Origin of the sequence: Rathayibacter sp. VKM Ac-2879, assembly GCF_015351245.1 — a bacterium.
Classification (GTDB): Bacteria; Actinomycetota; Actinomycetes; order Actinomycetales; family Microbacteriaceae; genus Rathayibacter.
In genome coordinates this window covers 262,235-283,116 of record NZ_JADKSO010000003.1, presented here as the reverse complement: position 1 = coordinate 283,116, position 20,882 = coordinate 262,235, and the positions used below count along the sequence as shown (strand labels likewise).

The following is a 20,882-nucleotide window of genomic DNA, read 5'->3' as shown; positions in this document are numbered from 1 at the left end:
CGGCGGCGTGCAACGGGCTCGAGAAGGGCGCTGCCGTTCCAGCACAACCTCAGCTGAGACGGCGCCTGACGCACGATGGTGCGTGACCGGCCGTCTCAGCTGAGGTTGTGCGGTCCGCGCGGCTGCCGCGAGCGCACGACTGCCGCGGCGGGGCGGCGCGGATAGGCTGACCCCGGCACACAGAGGAGGCCGCCGAATGCCCGACCACGCGACGCGCGGCAACACCCTCGACCGCGTCCGACGGCACAACCTCTCCGCGATCCTGCGCCTCGTGCACCGCGGCGGTCCTCGGTCCCGCTCGCAGCTGACCCGGTTGACGGGCCTCAACCGCTCCACCATCGCCGCCCTCGTCGGCGAGCTCGTCGAGCGCGGTCTCGTGCGCGAACGCGAACCGGACGCCCTCAATCAGGTCGGGCGGCCCAGCCCTGTCGTCGAGGCCGATCCGCGGGTGGTGGCGCTCGCCGTGAATCCCGAGATCGACGCGGTGACGGTCGCCGCAGTCGGGCTGGACGCCGGAGTCCGTCGTCGCCTCCGCCGCACCGCCTCGGTCCCGAGCGCGGCCGAGGCTGCTCTGCTGGCGGCCGACGCGATCGCCGAGCTGCTCAGCGAGTTGCCCGAGGACTCGCGCATCGTCGGCGTCGGGGTCGCCGTACCTGGACTGGTGCGCGACACCGACGGCCTCGTCCGCGTCGGTCCGCATCTCGGCTGGGTCGACGAGCCGTTCTCGCGGATGCTCGCCGAGGCCACCGGCCTCCCGGTGCTCTCGGCCAACGACGCCAACCTCGGCGCGCTCGCCGAGAGCGTGCTCGGCGCCGGTCGCGACGTCTCGCACCTCCTCTATCTCAACGGAGGCGCCAGCGGAATCGGCGCGGGCGTCATCGTCGGAGGCTCGCCGCTGCACGGGATCGACGGGTACGCGGGCGAGATCGGTCACACTCTCGTCAACAGTGCAGGCGTCGACTGTCACTGCGGCGCCACCGGCTGCCTCGAGACCGAGGTCGGACGAGCCGAGCTGCTGACGGTGCTCGGGCTCGAGGAGGGCGAGCGGCTGGAGGAGGCGCTCGCCGCCTCCAACGACCCCTCCGTGCGCGCTGAGGTCGAGCGCCAGCTCGGGTACCTCGCCGTGGCGCTGCGCACCGTCATCAACATCTTCAATCCGCAGCTGGTCGTGCTCGGCGGGTTCCTCGGCGAGCTGGTCGGAGTCGCGCCCGGCGTGCTCGAGCAGCGTCTCGCGCACGGTGGCCCCTTCCGCGTGGCCCTCGACTCCGTGCGCATCGTGCGCACCGAGCTCGGCGCCGATCTGCTGATGCTGGGCGCGGCCGAGCTCGTCTTCGAGCAGCTGCTCGGCGATCCGGTCGGGACGCCGCTCTCCGCGGTGCCGGCGGCCTGACGCCTCCGTACGCGACACCATCACCGGAGCGCGTCCGCGGATCGGCTTCTGAGCCTCGTACGCGCTCGGTCGAGACGAATCGCCCCGGTGCAATCCCCGGCGCGAGGCGGCCGGGCCCGGCATCATGTCCGGATGGAGTCCCGCGATGAGCCCCTGACCGACCGGCCTGTGGCGCGCCCCGACGCCGTGCAGCGCACGCGGATGGCGGAGCAGGTCCCCTCCGACGGCGTCGCCGCGCGCCTGCTGTCGACAGAGGCCGCTCACCGCGTCTCTCGGCGGTGGCCGCTCGTGTCCGCGTCGGTCGCTCTGGTGCTCACCGCGGTGCTCGCGGTGCTCATCGCGTTCCGTCCGACGAGTGCCTTCCGCTTCGACGTCGAGTGGATGGACGAGATCGTCGCCCACCGTTCCTCCTTGTGGGACCTGCCGGCGCTGGTGATGAACACGATCGGCGCCGGCATCGTCGGCACGGCGATCATCCCTCTGGCGATCGTGGCTGTCCTCCTCCTGTTCCGGAGGCGGTGGGCCGCGCTGTACTACGCGATCGCCGCGCTCGTCAGCGTCGGTGCCACGCAGCTCCTCAAGGAGCTCGTCGGCCGCGCCCGGCCCGCGGACATGCTCGTCACCAGTGACTACGGCTCATTCCCCTCCGGTCACACCGCCAATGCGGCGACCACCGCGATGGTGCTCGCGTTGGTCTTCCCGCTGCTCTGGGTGTGGATCGCCGGGTTCCTGTACACGCTGGCGATGATGGCGAGCCGCACCTACCTGGGTGCGCATTGGCTGAGCGACACGGTCGGCGGCCTGCTGCTCGGGGTGGGCGTGGCGCTCGTCGTCTGGGCGCCGCTCGCCGGCCGCCTCCGCACCGAGGCGGAGCTGCCGCACCCGCCTCTCTGGGCGCGTCGCTGACCACCTCCTTCGCGAGATGCCACTTATGCGCGCCTCCATCGGCGTGTCGCGCGCATAAGTGGCATCTCGCGAAGGCGGGGGAGGGCGGCGGTCAGAAGGGCAGGGCGGACAGCTCGTTGAAGGTGTAGACGTGGAGGCCGGCCAGGCGGTCGCCGACGGCCGCTTCGAGGCGCGCCACGAAGGCGGTGGGCGCGAAGCGGGGTCCGCGTAGCAGGCCACCGGCGATGGAGGGGCTGCGCCGCAGGAATCCCAGCGACGAGCCGACGCCGATCCGCGCACCGAGGGCGAGGAGCCGCGCGCGCTCGACGGGCCCCGGCACGCCGGCCCACACCTCCGCCGTGATGCCCTGCGCCCGCACGCGGTCGACGTAGTGGGCGACCGCGTCGGCGTCGAAGCACATCTGCGTGACGATCGAGCGGATGAACGGCGCGCGCTCGCGCAGGTGGCGCTCGATGCTCTCGTCGCTCTGGTGCGGGTGTCCCTCGGGGTAGCCGGCGATATCGAGAGCCAGGCCGGGCGCGATTTCGACGGCGTCGCGGATCAGCTCGAGGCTCGTCGAATAGCTCCCTCTCGCCGTCTTCGCATCACCCGAGACGACGAACGCCTCATCGATTCCTGCGTCGCGCAGTCGCATCAAGGCCCGCTCCAGCGCTTCCCTGCCGTCGACGGTGCGTGCCGCGAGGTGCGGAACCACCCGGAAGCCGAGCCCCGCGAGCTCGACGGCGCTCTCGATCGTGCGCTCGGTGCCGTGCTTCGGGAGGCTCGTGACGGTGAGTGTGGTCGCGGAGGGGTCGGGGAACGCCCGCTGCGCCCGTGCCGCGATGTCGCCCGACGGGATGATCTCGAAGCGCATCCTGGTCACCCGGCCAGCCTGCCATGCGTCCGGTGCCTCCGAGCGGCCGTGGCGACGCTCTCCTCGAGCCCGGTCCGATGTCGGAGGCTCCCCCTAGCCTGGAGGCGATCGCCGTCGGCGGTCGTGGAGGGAGTCGCATGTACGTCGAGAACGGGGCGATCGTCACGAGCCCGACCGACCTCTCCCTCTGGTCCGCCTGCGAGTGGGCGGTCCTGCGCAGGCTCGACACCGCTCTCGGTCGCGCGCCGCAGCTCGACGTCGACGAGGACGACATGCTCGTCCGCACCGCGCGCCTGGGCGACGAGCACGAGCGTCGATTCCTGGCAGAGCTCAAAGAGGCGCATCGGGTCGTCGAGTTCGAGCGGCCCGAGCGCGCCGACTATGCGGCGGCGGCCGACGCTGCTGTCGCGGCCATGGAGGCGGGGGTCGAGGTGCTCTACCAGGCCACGTTCTTCGACGGCGTGTTCCTCGGCTTCTCCGACTTCCTCCTCCGCACGCCCGATGGCGCGTACGAGGTCTACGACACCAAGCTCGCCCGTCACGCCACGATCCCCGCGCTGCTGCAGCTCGCCGCCTACGCGGAGCAGATCGAGGCGCGCGGCGTCCGCGTCGGTCCTCACGTGCACTTGGTGCTCGGCGACGGCTCCATCACGAGTCACGAGCTGGCTGTCATCGCTCCGGTGCAGCGGGTGCAGCGAGCGCGGCTGCGTGCCGTGCTCGAGGAGCGCGTCGCCGCGGTCGAGCCGCTGCGCTGGGGGGACCCTCGCTATGCGTCCTGTGGTCGATGTGGAGTGTGTGCACCCGAGGTGCGCGCTCACCGCGACCCGATCCTCGTCGCGGGGCTCCGTCTCGACCAGAGGGCGAAGCTCGCCGCGGCGGGTGTCACCACGATCGACGGGCTCGCCTCCGGTCGCGGACCCGTACCCGGTCTGGGCGCCGGTGCGCTCGAGAGCCTCCGCGCGCAGGCGCGGCTCCAGCTCGCCACCGAGGCCGCTCCCGACGGCGTGCCGGTGGTCGAGGTCGTCGACGTCTCCCTCCTCGAGGCGCTGCCCGCGCCCGACCCGGGCGACGTCTTCTTCGACTTCGAGGGCGATCCTCTCTTCACTCAGGATGGCCATGAGTGGGGTCTCGACTACCTCTTCGGCCTGGTCGACGTGCACGAGCGGTTCACCGCGCTCTGGGCGCACGATCTCGCGGGCGAGCGCCGTGCGCTGATCGACTTCCTCGCGCTGGTGCGCGAGCGCCGGGCCCTGCATCCGGGGTTGCACGTCTATCACTACGCCTCCTACGAGCGGGCGCACTTGCTCTCGCTCGCCCGGCGGCATGGTGTGGGCGAGGAGGAGGTCGACGGACTGCTGCGCGAGGGCGTTCTCGTCGACCTGTACCCGGTCGTGCGGCGGGCCCTGCGCGTGGGCTCGCCCAGTTACTCCCTCAAGAAGCTCGAGCCGCTCTACATGGCGAGCGAGACGCGAGACGCGGCCGGAGTCACGACTGCGACCGACAGCATCACCGCGTACGCCGAGGCGGCCGCCCTGCTCGATGGCCCGCGCGAAGAGGAGGGGCGCCGGCGCCTCGCCGAGATTGCCGAATACAACGCGTACGACTGTCGCTCGACCCTCCGCCTGCGAGAGTGGCTGCTCTCGCTCGCCCCCGTCCGCGAGGCACCGCTCCCGCTGGTCGAGGTCGATCTTCCCGTGGCTCGCGAGCCCGATCCGATCGCGGTCGCCCTCCTCGCCCGGGTCGAGGGAGTCCGGCCGCATGAGCGCACCGCCGATCAGACGGCGCTCGCGCTTGCCGGAGCAGCGATCGACTACCACCGTCGCGAAGCGAAGACCTTCTGGCAGGAACACTTCGACCGCCTCCGCCAGCCGCTCGACGACTGGGCTGACGCACGCGACGTGGTCGTCGTCGAGCGCGCGGAGGTCGTGCGCGAGTGGTCGAAGCCGCCGCGCGCGCGTCTCTTCTCGCGGGAGGTGCGCCTCCTCGGGCGGCTCGCACCGGGCAGCCGACTCAGGGTGGGCGCCACGCCGTTCCTCGTCTACGAGGCATCGCCTCCGCCCGGAGCGCCGGCGCCCGGCCCTGGCCTGCGGGGTGCGAGCGAGCGTGCCGAGATCCTCGAGATCCACGACGTCGGCGAACAGGTCGAGCTCCTGCTCAAAGAGGGACTGAAGGCCGGGGAGGAGCCGCACGACGACGTGCCGCTCGCGCTTGCTCCCGCGCCGCCGCCGCGGGCGACACCGCAGCCCGAGGCCATCGCGCGCTGGGGCGGCGAGGTCCTCGATGCGCTTCCCGAGCTGATGCCGGATCCCGCGCTCGACGTGTTGCGCCGCCGGCCGCCGTCGTCCGTGGTGCCGGTGGGCGGAGGCGATGTCGCCGACGCGGTCGTCCGCTCCCTGCTCGCGATCGAGCGGCAGGCCCTGGCGGTCCAGGGTCCGCCGGGCACCGGCAAGACCTTCGTGGGATCGCAGGTGATCGCCCGGCTCGTGGCCGAGCACGGGTGGCGGGTGGGGGTCGTGGGGCAGTCGCACTCGGTCGTCGAGCACCTGCTCACCACGGTCGTCGAGCGCGGAGTCGATCCGACGCGAGTCGTGAAGAAGCCGCGCTCGGGCGTGGCGGCCGAGGCGCTCGAGGCACTCGCGTGGACGCCCGTCGCGGACGGTGCCGCGCTCGCCTCCGTGCTCGAGACAGAGGGCGGCTGCGTCGTCGGAGGCACCGCGTGGACCTTCGCGAACGAGGCCAGCGTGCCGCGGCGGAGCCTCGACCTCCTCGTGATCGACGAGGCCGGCCAGTTCTCGCTCGCACCCACGATCGCCTCGGCGGTCGCCGCGAAGCGCATCCTCCTGCTCGGCGACCCGCAGCAGCTGCCGCAGGTCAGCCAGGGTTCCCATCCCGAGCCGGTCGACGCCTCGGCGCTCGGCTGGCTCGCTGACGGCCACGACGTGCTCCCGCCCGAATACGGCTACTTCCTCGACAAGAGCTACCGGCTGCATCCGGCGCTCGCGGCCGCGGTCTCCGAGCTCTCCTACCAGGGCGCGCTAGCCTCGTGCGCCCCGCCGGAACGCGACCTTCAGGGGATCGCGCCCGGGCTCCACTCGGCCCCCGTCCCGCACCACGGCAACACCACGTCCTCGCCCGAGGAGGCGCGGCGTGTGGTCGAGATCGCGCTCTCGCTCGTCGGGCGGCGCTGGCGCGACGAAAACGGCGAGCGCCTCCTGACCGCCGCCGACGTCATCGTCGTCGCCCCCTACAACGCCCAGGGCGGCCTGCTGCGCGAGGCCCTCGATGCCGCGGGTCTCCGCGACACGGCGGTCGGCACCGTCGATCTGTTCCAAGGGCGGGAGGCGGTGGCTGCGATCGTCTCGCTCGCCGCCTCCTCGGGTGCCGACGTGCCACGCGGGCTCGAGTTCCTCCTCCTGCCCCATCGCCTCAACGTGGCGATCTCCCGGGCCAAGTGGGCGGCGTATCTCGTGCACGCGCCGAGCCTGCCCACCTCCGCGCCCACGTCGCTCGTGTCACTCGAGCGCCTCTCGCGCTTCATCCGACTCCTCGAGCGGGCGCATCATGAGGAGACATGACGGAATCAGTCGCCGTGGCCCACCCCACTTCTCCATCTCGACTGTTCCAGCCTTGTTCTGCACGTGAATCCGTCGCTACGGTAGGCGCATGAGAATCCTCCTGGTCGGCGCCGGCGGCGTCGGCGACGCCTTCGCGAAGATCACGGCCCGTCGCTCCTTCTTCGAGCAGATCATCGTCTGCGACTACGACCTCGACCGCGCGGAGCGCACGGTCGCGTGGATCGGAGAGCACCACGGGGTCGACGACCGTTTCGTCGCTGCTCGGATCGACGCCTCCGACGCCGAGAACGTCGAGACGGTCGCGCGCGCACACCGGGCCACCCACGTCATGAATGCGGTCGAGCCGAAGTTCGTGCCCACGGTCTTCGCCGGTGCGCTCGCCGCAGAGGCGGACTACCTCGACATGGCGATGAGCCTCTCGCATCCGCACCCGCACGAGCCACACCGCCAGACCGGGGTCGTCCTGGGCGCCGAGCAGTTCGCCGCCGCCGCCGAGTGGGAGTCGCGCGGCCGCCTCGCCCTTGTCGGCATGGGCGTCGAGCCGGGCCTCTCGGACGTCTTCGCGCGCTACGCGAGCGATCACCTCTTCGACGAGATCGACGAGCTCGGGGTCCGTGACGGAGCGAACCTCGTCGTCCGCGACGAGAACGGCGAGGAGATCTTCGCGCCGTCGTTCTCGATCTGGACGACCATCGAGGAGTGTCTGAATCCTCCAGTGGTGTTCGAGAGGGACCGCGGTTGGTACACCACGCCGCCCTTCTCGGAGCCCGAGGTGTTCGAGTTCCCCGAGGGCATCGGGCCCGTCGAGTGCGTGAACGTCGAGCACGAGGAGGTGCTGCTCATGCCGCGCTGGCTCGACGCGCGGCGGGTCACCTTCAAGTACGGCTTGGGCGAGCAGTTCATCGGGGTCTTGCGCACCCTCAACCTGCTCGGTCTCGACCGCACCGAGCCGCTCCGGGTCCGCTCGGCGGACGGTCCGGTGCTCGTCGCTCCGCGGGACGTCGTCGCCGCCGCTCTGCCGGATCCGGCCGGTATCGGTCCGCGGATGACGGGCAAGACCTGTGCGGGTCTGTGGGTCACGGGCGTCAAGGGAGGCGAGCGCCGCGAGGTGTACCTCTACCACGTGAGCGACAACGAGTGGACGATGGCCGAGTACGGCGCGCAATGCGTGGTGTGGCAGACCGCACTCAACCCGGTGATCGCGCTCGAGTTGCTCGCGACCGGCGCGTGGTCGGGGGTCGGCGTGCTCGGCCCGGAGGCGTTGGACGCCGAGCCGTACCTCGAGCTGATGGCGCGCCCGGTCGCCGAAGGCGGTTACGGACAGCCCTGGCACGTCCGCGAAGGCTGAGCGGCGTCGCCGAGAGACCGATCCTCCGGGTGCTCGCCGTACCTGTCGGCGTGGGCTGCGTGGGGTCGCCCCCGTCGCCGTTGACGGCTCGATCTCGCAGAGGACACGGCCGCTAACGCCGACGTGTTAGCGTCGGTACCTGTGACCGAGAGCGTGACGACCAGGGACCGCATCCTCCGGGCGACCATCGAGCTGCTCGCCGAGGGCGGCAGGGACGCCGTGTCGACCCGCGCGATCAGCGCCGCCGCCGGTGTGCAGGCACCGACGATCTACCGGACCTTCGGCGATCTGCGCGGACTGCTCGACTCCGCCGCCGCAGCAGGCTTCGCCTCCGCGCTCGCCGATTTCGAGCGGAGCGAGGCGCCCGCCGATCCCGTCGACGCCCTTCGCGCGAGCTGGGACCAGCACGTCGCCTTCGGCCTCGCCGAGCCGCACCTCTATGCGCTCATGTTCACGGCGCGGCCGGGCGAGGAGTCGGAGGCGGCGCGGCTGGCCCGCGACATCCTCCTCGCCGCGGTCCGCGCCGTGGCCGAGGCCGGTCGCCTCACCGTCGACGTCGAGCGGGCCACCCGCCTGATCCAGTCGGCCGCCCTCGGCTGCACCCTCACGCTGACAGCGCTGGCCGAGCCCGACGACGAGCTCTCGCCGCGCTCGCGCGAGTCGGTGCTCGCCGCGATCACCACTGCGGAGGCGGGTCCCGCCGATCCCGAAGCCCGCGCCGTCGTCGCTCACGCGGTCGCCCTGCGCACCGCTCTGCCGAGCGTCGATGCCCTGAGTGTCGCCGAGGCCGGGCTGCTCGACGAGTGGCTGCTCCGACTGTCCCGCTAACCGCGGCACCGCCTGCGCGAAGGAAAGCTGCTGCCCTCACGGTGATGTGCGGGCCGAGCGTCACCTACGGGATTCGCTCGGCCCACACAAGCACCCCCGGTATCCCGCACATGCCTTTCGGGCGGCCAGTGACAGGAAGGTCCGGGTAGAGCGGCCTCGAACCTCTTTCCCTGGAGGTAAGGGCTCCTCCGATCGTCGCGCACGACACCGTCGTCTGCGACGACACGTCAACAGGAGTCCACATCGGATCGTGTCGAAAGGAGAGTGCGAGGCCGTGCGGGGTGGATTCTTGCCGGCGCTGGGGGCCTTCCGTGCTAAGAGTCGGCGTCCCGAACGTCGAGGACGCCTGAGTGGACCGCGTTGGCGACCTCGAGACGGGTCCGGAGTCCGGTCTTCGTGAACAGGCGGGACACGTAGGTGCGAGTCGTGCTCGCCGTGAGCCCGAGTCGCTCGGCGATCGCGGTGTTCGTCAGACCATCGGCCATCGACCGGGCAACGTCGCGTTCACGGGCGGAGAGCGACACTCGTGTACTCCGCGAAGCCCTCACTCCAGCGACGCGACGCACTTCCGCCAGTATCTTTGCCGGAGGCGCGACTTTGGTGATGAAAGCACTCGCGCCGGCGCGCAGGAGGGCATCTTCGGCCTGCTCCCCGAGAAAAGAAGACATCACGAGGATTCCTAATTCGGGAAAGGCTTGGCGTAATGGTCCGAGCACGGCCGGCGCCGAGACGACTTTCATTTTGGCATCGAGGACGACGACCTGAGGAGAGAGTCTCCTGGTCTCGCTGAGAACGTGCGCTCCGTCATCGATCGCGCCCACCACATCGATCGACGGGTCGGTTCTGAAGAGCAGACGGAGCGCGATGAGGACGAGCGGATCATCGTCGACGAGGAGGACACGGAGGGGCGTCGGGCTGTCTGCCCGCGTGGCGGGAATCGACGTCATCGTGACCCGATGTGCAGTAGTGAACCATTTCTCAGACAGGGCTTGCCTTTCATCACCAGTATTATCTCCTTTCGTCGGATCTGCCGCGCATCACTCGCTTGGAGCCCCACGATGTCCACTACCCCCTGGCTTGAGCGTCCGGCCGGCGGCCTGACCCTGATGAGCGCAAATCTCGTCGTGGGACTCGCGGTCTTCTCGCTCGTCGCCCCGCGGCTGCCGCTGTGGAATCTGCTCCTGACCCTGGCGATCGGCCTCGCCGCGATTCTTCCTCTCGGTGTGCAGCGCCGCCGGCCGAGGACCGCGGGTGTCGCAGCCATCGTCGGCTCCGCTCTGACTCCCCTCGCCACTCCGGCGATGTGGACGGCCCTCGTCGTCCTCGGCCTTCGCCTGCCCCCGCGGACGACCGCGCGGTTCATCGTCGCCGGCGCGCTCGCGAACGGGTTCCTCCTCGGCCTCTACATCGTGCGCTGGGCGACCCCGGAGACTCTCGGGGCCTCGATCCTCGTCGGGGTCTTCTCGATGGCGGTGACGGTGGTCATCGGAGTGTCGGGGGTACTCGCCGGGGTGAAGCGCAGGAGCGACCGGGCAGCGAACGAACGGCTGCTGGTCGCCTTCGACAGGAGGGCCGCCGACGTCGAACGGTCGCGCGACGGGGAGCGCGAGCGGATCGCCTCCGAGATCCACGATTCCCTCGGTCACTCGCTGACCCTCCTGAGTCTGCATTCTGCGGCCCTGCGAGACGTCGAGAGCCTGTCGACGAGAGAGCTCCGCATCCTCTCGGAGTCGATCGAGCTCCAGACACGCATGGCGATCGACTCGCTCACGGCGACACTGCGAGCCGCTCCTGCCCCAGGTCTGACCGAAGCGGCTGTGAGCCTGGAGGCGTTGTTCGCGGGGGTGCAGGCCACGGGCCGTGCTCTTGATGTGCAGGTGGTCGGCGATCCTGGCGCGCTCAGTGCTGAGGCGGCGGTGCTGTTGGTCCGATTCTGCCGGGAAGGTCTCACCAACGCGCTGAAGCACTCGGCCGCCGGACCGCTCGGAGTGGCGGTCCGGATCGATGAAGGGGGCGGCGTGGTCGCCGCGGTGACCTCCCCCGAGCGCGGCGTCGACGAGGGCACTGCTCCGGCGATGCCCTCCACTGAGCGGGGACTGCGCGATCTCGGAGCGGCGGCATCGGCGCTCGGCGGCGAGGTCGTCCTCACCAGGGAGGACGGCCTGGTGACGGTGAGCCTCCGAGTGCCGGAGGCGCTGGCCGTCAGGTGGCCGTGAGGGCGACACGCTCGTCGCCCTCACGGCCGGAGCCCGACCAGGGCTCTTGTCAGGGCTGGGTCGTGGCGGTCGCTTCGCCGACGACCACCTGAGGAACAGCGGTCGTGTCGTTGAGCGTGAACTGAATGGCCTGGGGGAACGCCGTCGGCTTCACGCGGGCCCACGTGCTCTCGACCGCGTGGGTGAGATACCACGAGTAGGTGTAAAGGCCGTCGACGACGACACCCTGCTGATGGGGCGACAGGCTCGTCGTGTCATAGGTGATGCCGGCGAGCGGCTTCGCCGAGGTGATGACGTAGGTCCAGCCCGTCTTGTAGGACGAGAAGTCCTCTCCATCGGTGTTCGCGCGAAACAGGGTGCGGGCATAGCCGGTGCCGCTCGAGCTGCGGAGACTCGGGTTGCTGTAGAGCTGAGATGTCTCCGAATAGGTGGCATCCGGATACGTGTCCGGCTGGCCGGGAACGAGAGGGGTCGGAGTGGGGGTAGGGGTCGGGACGGGCGATGCGGCGGCGAAGGGAGCGGCTACGGCGACGGCGACGGCGGGAACCGCCCACGCAGTGGCAATGGCGACGGCCCGTCGGGTCGGGGCGGGAGTTGTCATGCGAGATCCGTTCTAGAGGGCGCAGTGGAATGCTGTGAAAGAGCGCAGGAAGCCCCATCTGCGCTGATTGAGGTGACAGCGCTGAACGCTAGCGACACGGGTCAGGAGCGCCCGGCCGACCATCAACATTGTGAGCCCCCATTTTTGGGGCCGTCTTTACGGCGCACTCGTTGCCGGTAGGATTGCGTGCTGAACGGCACCGAGGGGATCCCTGGGGAATGTCATCTGGCGCATTCCACGGTGGGAAAATAAGGCGCGAAACTCTGTTTATCCCGCCGCTTATCATGCTCTTTGCGGCCGCGCGGATCCGTTCTTCCTACGGAACGGAGGCGTTACCGAGCAGTCCCCCTGAGTAGAGAGTCGCGAGGGAGATGACGACCACGACCAGGACAAGGCCGATGAGAAATGGCGTCCGAGGGGGCTTCATCAGATCCTCCATTCCCACTGAAGCACTTCTTTGCCCGAGGCATGGTGGTCGAGAAGGCGTCAAGCCCTCACGGGAGTGATCGGAGGAGGGCGCCACCCCAGCCGTTCATCCCGGCCCGGGTCGAGGAGACACAAACGGTGCCCGTGCTGGCGAGAGCAACGGACACCGTTCGCGGAGGATGGGGGATTCGAACCCCCGAGGGCTTTCACCCAACACGCTTTCCAAGCGTGCGCCATAGGCCACTAGGCGAATCCTCCTGGCGCGACCGGGGCCGCGACTCGTCGATACTACCCGCTGCCGCCCCGCTCCGCTGACCATCGTGCCCACGCGCAGCGATCGGAGGCGCCCCGAGTCGGCTAGACTCTCTCCCGGCTCCCCGCGTGGCGCCATCCAGGCCAACTCCCCCAGGGCGGAAACGCAGCAAGGGTAACCGGGCTCTGGCGGGTGCGCGGGGGGTCTTCTCTGTCTCTACAGGCCTTGTTCGCTGTCTCCACAGGCCTAGTTCGCTGGACGAACGTCCATCCGGGGCACCTGCCCAGGCTCGAGCCGGGACCCTCTCGGTAGGCTGATTCCGATGGTTCAGAGCATCTACATCTCGTCCGCCGAAGGTCATTCCGGCAAGTCCACGGTCGCCCTCGGCGTCCTCGACATGCTCAGCAGTACGGTGCAGCGAGTCGGTGTCTTCCGGCCGATCGCCCGCTCCACGTCCGAGCCCGACTACGTTCTCGAGATGCTGCTCGGACACGCCGACTCGGGTCTCGCCTACGAGGACTGCATCGGCGTCACCTACGAAGACGTGCACGCCGACGGCGAGGCTGCGCTCTCGCGGATCGTCGAGCGCTACAAGGGCGTCGAGGCCCAGTGCGATGCCGTCGTCATCCTCGGCTCCGACTACACCGACGTCGGCAGCCCGACCGAGCTCGGTTACAACGCCCGCATCGCCGCCAACCTCGGCGCGCCCGTGCTCCTCGTGCTGACCGGCCGTGACCCCTCCCGGCGCGAGCAGCTCGGCCAGGCGCCCGCGCGCACGCCCGAAGAGATGCGGCAGATCACCGAGCTCGCCGCCGTCGAGCTGCGCACCGCGCACGCGCGACTCATCGGAGTCATCGCGAACCGCGCCGATCCCGCCACCGCGGTCGAGGCGGTCGCCGCCATCCGCGAGTCGGTCCCCGTCGAGGTCCCCGTCTGGGCGATCCGCGAAGACCCCCTGCTCGTTGCTCCCAGCCTGTCGCGCCTGGTCGAGGCGGTCGACGGAGTCGTGGTCGCCGGCGATCCCGAGCTCCTCGGTCGCGAGGCGCTCGGCGTGGTCGTCGCGGGCATGTCGATGGTCAACGTGCTCCCGCGCCTGACCGAGGGCGGCGTCGTGATCGTGCCCGGCGACCGCCCCGAGGTGGTCCTCGCGGTCATCATGGCGTACGCCTCAGGCACGTTCCCTACCGTGACGGGCATCATCCTCAACGGCGGCTTCGAGCTGCCCGAACCGATCGTCCGCCTGATCGAGGGCATCGACACCCGCCTCCCGATCGTCATGACCGAGCTCGGCACCTACGACACCGCTGTCCGCGTCACCGCCGCGCGGGGCCGCCTCGCCGCCGACTCGCCGCGCAAGCGCGACACCTCGCTCGCGCTGTTCCAGGAGGCGGTGAGCGCGGTGGAGCTGCTCACGCTCCTCGACGTCGGCCGCTCCGAGGTCGTCACGCCGCTCATGTTCGAGTACGGGCTGATCGAGCGCGCTCGCATGGCCGATCGTCACATCGTCCTGCCCGAGGGAGGCGACGACCGCATCCTCCGCGCCGCCGCCACGGTCCTCAAGCGTGGCATCGCCCGCCTCACCCTCCTGGGAGAGGAGGCTGAGATCCGCGCCCGCGCCGCCGCACTCGGGCTCGACCTCGACGCGGCGCGCGTGCTCAGCACGCTCGATCCCGAGCTGCGCGCCCGGTTCGCCGACGAGTACGCGCGCATCCGGGCGCACAAGGGCATCACGTACGACCACGCCTACGACACCGTCACCGACGTCTCCTACTTCGGCACGCTCATGGTGCAGCTCGGGCTGGCCGACGGCATGGTCTCGGGAGCCGCCCACACGACCGCGCACACCATCCGCCCCGGTTTCGAGATCATCAAGACCAGCCCCGGCGTCTCCGTCGTGTCGAGCGTCTTCCTCATGGCCCTCGCCGATCGCGTCCTGGTCTACGGAGATTGCGCGGTCAACCCCGACCCCACCGAGGCACAGCTCGCCGACATCGCGATCTCCTCCGCCGAAACCGCGCAGCAGTTCGGCATCGAGCCGCGAATCGCGATGCTCTCCTACTCCACGGGCGAGAGCGGGGCGGGTGCCGACGTCGAGAAGGTCCGCGCGGCGACGGCGCTGGTCCGTGAGCGCCGCCCCGACCTGCTCGTCGAGGGACCGATCCAATACGACGCAGCAGCGGATGCGGCGGTCGCCGCCTCCAAGATGCCGGGTTCGCAAGTGGCGGGCCGCGCGACCGTCTTCATCTTCCCCGACCTCAACACGGGCAACAACACTTACAAGGCGGTGCAGCGCTCGGCGGGAGCCGTGGCGATCGGGCCCGTGCTGCAGGGGCTGCGCAAGCCGGTCAACGACCTCTCGCGTGGTGCCCTGGTGCAGGACATCGTCAACACCGTCGCCATCACCGCGATCCAAGCGGCGACCCAGGCCATCGTCCCGCCCACCTCCGCCATCCCCGTCTTGCGCTGACGGCCACCCGCCGCAGCACTCCTCCCCGACCCCGACCACCCCAGGAGTCCCTCGTGTCCGTCGTCCTCGTCGTCAACAGCGGTTCGTCGTCGTTCAAGTACCAGCTCATCGAGATGACCACCGAGGAGACGCTCGCCAGCGGTCTCGTCGAGCGGATCGGCGAAGAGACGGGCCGCACCCGGCACAGCCACGACGGCGAGACCGTCGAGTTCGAGGCCCCGATCCCCGACCATACGGCCGGCTTCGACGCGATGCTCCGCGCGTTCGCCGAGCAGGGGCCGAGCCTCGACGAGTTCCCGCCCGTCGCGGTCGGCCACCGCGTGGTGCACGGCGGCAAGCGCTTCTTCGAGCCGACGCTCGTGACCGACCTGGTCAAGATCAACATCGAGGATCTCGCCGACCTCGCGCCCCTGCACAACCCCGCCAACCTCGAGGGCATCGAGGCGGCGCAGAAGGCGTTCCCGGACGTCCCGCACGTCGCCGTCTTCGACACCGCGTTCCACCACACGATCCCCGCCGAGGCCTCGACCTACGCACTGCCCGCCGACCTCGCCGACAAGCACCGCATCCGGCGCTATGGCTTCCACGGCACGTCGCACAAGTTCGTGTCGGAGGCGGCGGCAGCCTTCCTGGGGCGCCGTCGCTCCGACGTCGCGTCGATCATCCTGCACCTGGGCAACGGTGCGTCGGCGTGTGCCGTCGACGGCGGCGTCTCCGTCGAGACCTCGATGGGGATGACCCCGCTCGAAGGCCTCGTCATGGGCACCCGCTCCGGAGACCTCGACCCTGCCGTCGTCTTCCACCTCGCCCGCAAGGCGGGTCTGTCTATCGACGAGCTCGACACGGTCCTCAACCGCCGCAGCGGCCTCCTCGGCCTGTCGGGTCGCGGAGACATGCGCGACGTGCAGGAGGCGGCCGAGGCCGGCGACGAACGGGCCCGCGCCGCGCTCGAGGTCTACTACCACCGCCTCCGCCACTATGTGGGCGCCTACTACGCCCAACTGGGCCGCGTCGACGCGATCGTCTTCACGGCCGGAGTCGGCGAGAACGTCCCCGCCGTCCGCGCGGGAGCCCTGCGCGGGCTCGAAGGTCTCGGCATCGAGCTCGACGCCGACCGCAACGCGGCCCCGGAACGCGGCGCGCGCCGCATCTCCACCGACCGCTCCCGCGTCGCCGTGCTCGTGATCCCCACCAACGAGGAGCTGGAGATCGCCCGGCAGTGTCTGTCGGTCGTGTAACGACTGCGCCGCTGCTCGACGCGACTCCGTGTCGGCTCAGGGGAGCAGGCGGGCCTCGCCGGAGTAGAGGTTGAAGCCGGAGCCGCGACGGAAGCCCACCATCCGCGCGATGCGTGACGGCCGGGCACGGGTCGTCGTCGGACTCGGGGGAAGACGGGGTCGAACGGCGGGCGGAGGCGTTCCGCGTCGTCGCCTACGACACCCCGCGCGGGTGCGCTGCCGCCTACCCTCCCGAGACGAACGTGCTGGTGCCGTTGGACTCGACCGCTGCGATCAGGGCTAGCCCTACCTCGATGTCGGTCGTCGTGCGGCTCGAGCCGGCTGCCTGAGGACGGGGACCGCGGCTCGCCTCGCCCCGGTTCTCACCAGGGGAGGCGCAGCAGTCGTACGGAGTCGCCGAGCGCGGCGCCCGCTCCGGGAACGACCGCGACCGCCTCCGCCGCCGTGAGGCCCGAGAGCATATGCGAGCGGATGCCGTGCACGGCCCGCCAGGTTCCGTCCTCCTCGACGACCGGGACGAGCGTGGTCGAGCCCGGCCGACCGAGCGCCTCGCCGAGCACGCCGCGGCGCAGCGGCACGGGGCACGCACCCGACGCGGCATCGAGCGCCGGCGGGAGGAACGAGAGCGCCGCGAGGAATGCCGCGAGCGGATTGCCGGGGAGGGCGATCACGAGAGGGCCGTCGGGCAGGGTCGCGATCAGCGTGGGGTGGCCTGGTCGCATCGAGACGCCATCGACAAGCAGCGTCGCGCCGATGAGGCCGAGCGCGCGACGCACCGCATCTGCTCGTGACCACCCGGTGCCGCCCGTCGTCATACGGATCGGCGCCGAGCCTGCGAGCAGCGCGGAGGCGATCGCCTCCTCGTCGTCGCCCAGCCGAGCCGTCGCCTCGACTGTCCCGCCGCACCGCTCGACGAGGGGTGGCAGGAGAGGGCTGAAGGCGTCGCGGACGCGGCCCCGGCTCGGCATCCCTTCGGCATCGATCTCGTCGCCTGTGAAGACGAGCGCCACAGACGGCGTCGGGCGAGCGGTGACCGCGTCGAACCCGGCGACCGCGAGGAGAGCCAGGTGAGGTGGGCGGAGCCGCGTCCCGGCGTCGATGAGCACGGTCCCCGCTGGAGCCTCGTCCCCGGCCCGGCGCACGTGGCGTCCCGCAGGCAGCGAGTACGCGGTCGAGAGGACATCGCCGTTCCGCACGGCGTGCTCGGTCGGGAGGACCGCGTCGCACCAGGCGGGAACCGGACCGCCCGTGACGATGGGCACCGCGGTGCCGTCGCCGAGCGTCCAAGGTCCGGCGCCCCGCACCGCCCAGCCGTCCATGGCGGAGGAGTCGTAGTGGGGGAGGGGGCGTGGCGCGAGGAGGGCGTCGACCGTGACGTGTGTCTCCGCCTCGGCGAGCGGCACGAGAGAGGGCTGCTGCCGCGCGGTCGCCGCAGCGATGATCGCCCGCGCGCTGTCCCAGTCGGTCGGCGTGCTCATCCGTCCATTCTGCTGCGCGCGGAGGGCCGCTGCCGGCGATGCCCTGCTCCAGACGAGTCCCCGAGCCGAGGCCGCCACCGAGTCGGTCCTCTGGTCACGTCAGCCGCGGGAGCGATCCTGGATCGCCTCGGAGGCGGCGGCCAGCGCCTGCTCGAGCGCGGCACGGTCGCCTCCGCGGAGGCCGGCGGCGTAGCCGGCCAGGAAGGTCGTCAGGGGGGCGGCTGGCCGGACGACCCCGCGCGCCGCCTCCCCGGCGAGGGCGAGCAGGGTGTCCTTGTCGGTCGGTACGGCGCCGAGTCCGAGCGCGGCGGAGAGCTCCGCCCACCACGCGGCGAGGATCGCCTCGGTGTCTGTGAGGGGCTCGGTGTCTGTGAGGGGCTCGGTGCCCGTGCGGGGTCCGTGGTCGTCCCGGGGCGCCAGGTCCTCGCCGGGCTCGCGGTCGGAGGGGGCGCTCGTCGTCTCGTCCACCACCCCAGTCTGAGTCGTGGACGTCCGCACGTCGATTCCGTGTCGGAGGGCGTCGGCCAGGTCGTCCACATCGGCGGTCGAGCCCGCGGGCACGGCGACCTGGTGCGTGGTGAGCCCGGCGAGCAGAGTGCGCACGGAGGCACCGTGCGCCGCTGTGCCCAGTCGTGCCGCCGCGGCGAGCAGCGCGCTCCGACGGTGCACGCCCAGCAGTAGCTGCGGATGCCCGTCGCCGTCGATCGCGACCAGCGAGGCGATCGCCGGTCGCGCCTCCTGCGCGGCCGACAGCAGGCGCTCGACGGCAGGAGCGGGATCGACGAGGTCCGCGGCGATGACGATGACCCAGTCCGGGTCCGGCGACTCCCCGAGCAGGGGGAGCGCGGCGGCGAGACCGGCGACGGGACCGCCGAACGTCGGCTCCTCGCGCACGAGGAGTGCCGGGCCGACGTGGCGGGCGAGCGTCGTCGGACCCACGACGACGAGGCGTCGAGCGCCGGAGACCGCCCCGAGCGCGTGGGCGAGCAGCGTGGATCCGCGATGCTCGAGCAGCGGCTTGTCGGCCCCGCCGAGGCGCTCGCCGCGCCCGCCGGCCAGCACGATGGCGTCGAAAGCGGGTGGGGTCACGGCTCCGAGGCTACGGGAGCGCCGGGTCTCCGCGCCCACCGGCCGGTGTCGGAGGTCGCGGCTACTCTGTACGGGTGGTAGCAGCCCTGTATCGCCGATACCGGCCCGAGACTTTCGCCGAGATGATCGGCCAGTCGCAGGTGACCGATCCGCTCATGACGGCCCTGCGCACCAACCGCGTCAACCACGCCTACCTCTTCAGCGGCCCGCGCGGCTGTGGCAAGACCACCTCGGCTCGCATCCTCGCCCGCTGCCTCAACTGTGCAGCCGGCCCCACCGACACCCCGTGCGGCGTCTGCGACAGCTGCGTCGAGCTCAGCCGCGACGGCCAGGGCTCCCTCGATGTCGTCGAGATCGACGCGGCGAGCCACAACGGAGTCGACGACGCGCGCGACCTCCGCGAGCGCGCCATCTTCGCGCCGGCCCGCGATCGGTTCAAGATCTTCATTCTCGACGAGGCGCACATGGTGACCCCGCAGGGCTTCAACGCTCTGCTGAAGATCGTCGAAGAGCCTCCGGAGCACGTGAAGTTCATCTTCGCGACGACCGAGCCCGACAAGGTCATCGGCACGATCCGTTCGCGCACCCACCACTACCCGTTCCGCCTCGTCCCGCCTGCGCAGATGCTCGACTATACGCAGGAGCTGTGCGAGCGCGAGGGAGTGCATGTCGCCCCCGGCGTGCTGCCGCTCGTGGTGCGCGCGGGTGGCGGTTCCGTGCGGGACACCCTCTCCCTCCTCGACCAGCTCATGGCCGGATCGGACGGCACCTCGGTCGAGTACGAGCGTGCCGTCGCGCTGCTCGGCTACACCCACGGCGCCCTCCTCGACGAGGTGGTCGACGCCCTCGCCGAGCACGATTCGGCCGAGGCGTTCGGCGCCGTCGACCGTGTCATCCAGACCGGGCAAGACCCGCGGCGCTTCGTCGAGGACCTGCTCGAACGTCTCCGCGACCTCATCGTCGTCGCGGCGACCGGAGGCGCTGCCTCCTCGGTCCTCCGTGGCGTCTCGCAGGACGAGCTCGATCGCATGGCCGGTCAGTCACGCGCGCTCGGCCTCGCCGAGCTTTCGCGCGTCGCCGACATCGTCAACGAGGCGTTGACCGAGATGACGGGCGCGACGTCTCCGCGGCTGCACCTCGAGCTCATGATCGCGCGCACTCTCGTTCGGGGCTCGGGTGGCACGATCGCTCCTGCGGCGGACGCCGAAGACCCGCGTCGTGCCGCCCCTCCCGCCGTGCCGCATCGACCCTCCCCTGCGGCGATGCCCGGCTCCGTCCCAGAATCGATCGCCGCCGCCCCGCGCACGGAGGCGCCCGTGACCGCCTCCCGCGCATCGTCCGCCCCGACAGCACCCGAGCCGTCCGCTCAGAAGGAGCCCGAGTCGTCGGAACCCGAGTCGTCGGAGCCCGACTCGGAGGCGCCCATCGACTCCGAGCCCGCGGTCACGCTCCAGCGGATGAAGGACACCTGGCCCGAGATCCTCGAGGTCGTGCAGAAGGCCAAGATGACGGCCTGGCTCGTCGCGTACACCGCGCAGGTCAGGGCGCTCAAAGACGACGTCCTCACACTCTCGTTCCCCAGCCAGAACGACGTCGAGTCGTTCAAGATGCCCGGGACCGCGGGCCAGCCGGGCGTCAGCGAATACCTCCGGCAGGCGATCCAGCAGGTGCTCGGCCTCCGTGTCAAGTACATCGCCCGCGTCGAGCCGCCCGCGGCGGCGCCGGAGGCGGAGCGCGCCGCTGCCGAGGCGACTCCCGCCGCGCCCGCGCCGGTCGCCCCGGTGGCCGATGCCTCGGGCGGCGGATGGGCGACGGTCGCGATCCCGGCCGACCCCGCCCCCGAGTCGTCCCCCGCCGCGCCGGCCCCGGCGGCTCAGGCCACACCCGTCGCCGACGATGTGCCTCCCTTCGATGAGGAGCCGCCGGAAGACGACATGCCTCCCGTGGAGCCGCCGATGCCCGACGCCTGGGCGACGGTCGCGCCTCCCGGCAAGCCGATCACGGCGGAACAGGCCGAGACCACTCCCGCCCCGCAGCGCCCCGCGGCGCCCACGCGCCCCGTCACGCGCACCACCCGGGCGGCCACCGCCGACGGACGGCAGCGCTACGGCGAGGCCGTCGTCCGCGAGATCCTCGGCGCCCAGTTCATCGAGGAGCAGCCGCATACCCCGCGGGGTCCTCGCGTGACCGGCGCATGACGCGCCTGCGCGGGGC

The 20,882-nt window shown here is 71.2% G+C and carries 15 protein-coding genes, 1 tRNA gene and 1 other RNA gene; 11 read left to right on the top strand and 6 right to left on the bottom strand.

The features are described 5' to 3' along the window. The first annotated feature begins 196 nt into the window (after positions 1 to 196). Both ITJ45_RS10235 and ITJ45_RS10230 read left to right on the top strand, forming a co-directional pair. Positions 197 to 1,390: an ROK family transcriptional regulator gene (locus ITJ45_RS10235; protein ID WP_194609580.1), complete on the top strand. Its 1,194-nt coding sequence runs from the start codon at positions 197 to 199 to the stop codon at positions 1,388 to 1,390. Between the two features lie 132 nt (positions 1,391 to 1,522). Beyond that, on the top strand, positions 1,523 to 2,296 hold the full coding sequence (locus ITJ45_RS10230; protein ID WP_228493808.1) for a phosphatase PAP2 family protein: 774 nt from the start codon (positions 1,523 to 1,525) through the stop codon (positions 2,294 to 2,296). 91 nt (positions 2,297 to 2,387) lie between these two features. On the opposite strand, the gene ITJ45_RS10225 is transcribed toward ITJ45_RS10230, so the two are convergent. Further along, positions 2,388 to 3,149: a methylenetetrahydrofolate reductase gene (locus ITJ45_RS10225; protein WP_228493854.1), complete on the bottom strand. Its 762-nt coding sequence runs from the start codon at positions 3,147 to 3,149 to the stop codon at positions 2,388 to 2,390. A 137-nt stretch (positions 3,150 to 3,286) separates the two neighbouring features. On the opposite strand from ITJ45_RS10225, the gene ITJ45_RS10220 reads away from it, so the two are divergent. From ITJ45_RS10220 to ITJ45_RS10210, 3 genes are all read left to right on the top strand, one after another. Continuing rightward, positions 3,287 to 6,724, top strand: a complete 3,438-nt coding sequence (locus ITJ45_RS10220; protein ID WP_194609576.1) for a TM0106 family RecB-like putative nuclease — start codon at positions 3,287 to 3,289, stop codon at positions 6,722 to 6,724. Positions 6,725 to 6,812: 88 nt separating this feature from the next. After that, positions 6,813 to 8,072, top strand: a complete 1,260-nt coding sequence (locus tag ITJ45_RS10215) for a saccharopine dehydrogenase family protein (protein WP_194609573.1) — start codon at positions 6,813 to 6,815, stop codon at positions 8,070 to 8,072. A gap of 141 nt (positions 8,073 to 8,213) precedes the next feature. Next, the gene (locus ITJ45_RS10210; RefSeq protein ID WP_194609571.1) at positions 8,214 to 8,900 is read left to right on the top strand and encodes a TetR/AcrR family transcriptional regulator; all 687 of its coding nucleotides are present in this window, start codon (positions 8,214 to 8,216) and stop codon (positions 8,898 to 8,900) included. 314 nt (positions 8,901 to 9,214) lie between these two features. Here the strand turns inward: ITJ45_RS10210 and ITJ45_RS10205 are convergent, their stop codons facing one another. Further along, positions 9,215 to 9,847 (bottom strand): response regulator transcription factor, encoded by a 633-nt coding sequence (locus tag ITJ45_RS10205; protein WP_194609569.1) that lies wholly within the window; start codon positions 9,845 to 9,847, stop codon positions 9,215 to 9,217. A 111-nt stretch (positions 9,848 to 9,958) separates the two neighbouring features. Here ITJ45_RS10205 and ITJ45_RS10200 point away from each other — a divergent pair, with 111 nt between their 5' ends. After that, positions 9,959 to 11,116 carry a sensor histidine kinase gene (locus ITJ45_RS10200; protein ID WP_194609567.1) on the top strand — a complete coding sequence of 386 codons (1,158 nt, stop codon included), beginning with the start codon at positions 9,959 to 9,961 and terminating at the stop codon, positions 11,114 to 11,116. A gap of 49 nt (positions 11,117 to 11,165) precedes the next feature. On the opposite strand, the gene ITJ45_RS10195 is transcribed toward ITJ45_RS10200, so the two are convergent. Both ITJ45_RS10195 and ITJ45_RS10190 read right to left on the bottom strand, forming a co-directional pair. After that, positions 11,166 to 11,717 carry a hypothetical protein gene (locus tag ITJ45_RS10195; RefSeq protein WP_194609565.1) on the bottom strand — a complete coding sequence of 184 codons (552 nt, stop codon included), beginning with the start codon at positions 11,715 to 11,717 and terminating at the stop codon, positions 11,166 to 11,168. Between the two features lie 599 nt (positions 11,718 to 12,316). Continuing rightward, positions 12,317 to 12,401: transfer RNA gene (locus ITJ45_RS10190), tRNA-Ser, on the bottom strand. A 110-nt stretch (positions 12,402 to 12,511) separates the two neighbouring features. Between ITJ45_RS10190 and ffs the strand changes: the two genes are divergently transcribed. The 4 genes from ffs to ITJ45_RS10170 all read left to right on the top strand — a co-directional run bounded on the left by ffs (position 12,512) and on the right by ITJ45_RS10170 (position 16,430). Beyond that, positions 12,512 to 12,608: signal recognition particle sRNA small type (gene ffs / locus ITJ45_RS10185), an RNA gene on the top strand. A gap of 110 nt (positions 12,609 to 12,718) precedes the next feature. Then, entirely contained in the window at positions 12,719 to 14,863 is a 2,145-nt protein-coding gene (gene pta / locus ITJ45_RS10180; RefSeq protein WP_194609563.1) for a phosphate acetyltransferase, read from the top strand. A gap of 53 nt (positions 14,864 to 14,916) precedes the next feature. After that, positions 14,917 to 16,101: an acetate/propionate family kinase gene (locus ITJ45_RS10175; RefSeq protein WP_194609561.1), complete on the top strand. Its 1,185-nt coding sequence runs from the start codon at positions 14,917 to 14,919 to the stop codon at positions 16,099 to 16,101. 113 nt (positions 16,102 to 16,214) lie between these two features. Continuing rightward, the gene (locus ITJ45_RS10170) at positions 16,215 to 16,430 is read left to right on the top strand and encodes a hypothetical protein (protein WP_194609856.1); all 216 of its coding nucleotides are present in this window, start codon (positions 16,215 to 16,217) and stop codon (positions 16,428 to 16,430) included. Between the two features lie 33 nt (positions 16,431 to 16,463). On the opposite strand, the gene ITJ45_RS10165 is transcribed toward ITJ45_RS10170, so the two are convergent. Beyond that, positions 16,464 to 17,579, bottom strand: a complete 1,116-nt coding sequence (locus ITJ45_RS10165) for a molybdopterin molybdotransferase MoeA (RefSeq protein ID WP_194609559.1) — start codon at positions 17,577 to 17,579, stop codon at positions 16,464 to 16,466. 99 nt (positions 17,580 to 17,678) lie between these two features. Next, positions 17,679 to 18,668 (bottom strand): NTP transferase domain-containing protein, encoded by a 990-nt coding sequence (locus tag ITJ45_RS10160; protein ID WP_194609557.1) that lies wholly within the window; start codon positions 18,666 to 18,668, stop codon positions 17,679 to 17,681. Between the two features lie 74 nt (positions 18,669 to 18,742). On the opposite strand from ITJ45_RS10160, the gene ITJ45_RS10155 reads away from it, so the two are divergent. Beyond that, positions 18,743 to 20,866, top strand: coding sequence for a DNA polymerase III subunit gamma and tau (locus tag ITJ45_RS10155; protein WP_194609555.1), 2,124 nt, complete (start codon positions 18,743 to 18,745; stop codon positions 20,864 to 20,866). Positions 20,867 to 20,882 lie beyond the last annotated feature (16 nt).

Excerpts from the sequence above, each read along its gene's own strand:
- ITJ45_RS10220 (WP_194609576.1), top strand. The coding sequence starts at position 3,287 with ATGTACGTCGAGAACGGGGCGATCGTCACGAGCCCGACCGACCTCTCC.
- ITJ45_RS10225 (WP_228493854.1), bottom strand. The coding sequence starts at position 3,149 with ATGCGCTTCGAGATCATCCCGTCGGGCGACATCGCGGCACGGGCGCAG.
- ITJ45_RS10230 (WP_228493808.1), top strand. The coding sequence starts at position 1,523 with ATGGAGTCCCGCGATGAGCCCCTGACCGACCGGCCTGTGGCGCGCCCC.
- ITJ45_RS10195 (WP_194609565.1), bottom strand. The coding sequence starts at position 11,717 with ATGACAACTCCCGCCCCGACCCGACGGGCCGTCGCCATTGCCACTGCG.
- ITJ45_RS10235 (WP_194609580.1), top strand. The coding sequence starts at position 197 with ATGCCCGACCACGCGACGCGCGGCAACACCCTCGACCGCGTCCGACGG.
- ITJ45_RS10205 (WP_194609569.1), bottom strand. The coding sequence starts at position 9,847 with ATGACGTCGATTCCCGCCACGCGGGCAGACAGCCCGACGCCCCTCCGT.
- ITJ45_RS10200 (WP_194609567.1), top strand. The coding sequence starts at position 9,959 with ATGTCCACTACCCCCTGGCTTGAGCGTCCGGCCGGCGGCCTGACCCTG.
- ITJ45_RS10215 (WP_194609573.1), top strand. The coding sequence starts at position 6,813 with ATGAGAATCCTCCTGGTCGGCGCCGGCGGCGTCGGCGACGCCTTCGCG.
- ITJ45_RS10165 (WP_194609559.1), bottom strand. The coding sequence starts at position 17,579 with ATGAGCACGCCGACCGACTGGGACAGCGCGCGGGCGATCATCGCTGCG.
- pta (WP_194609563.1), top strand. The coding sequence starts at position 12,719 with ATGGTTCAGAGCATCTACATCTCGTCCGCCGAAGGTCATTCCGGCAAG.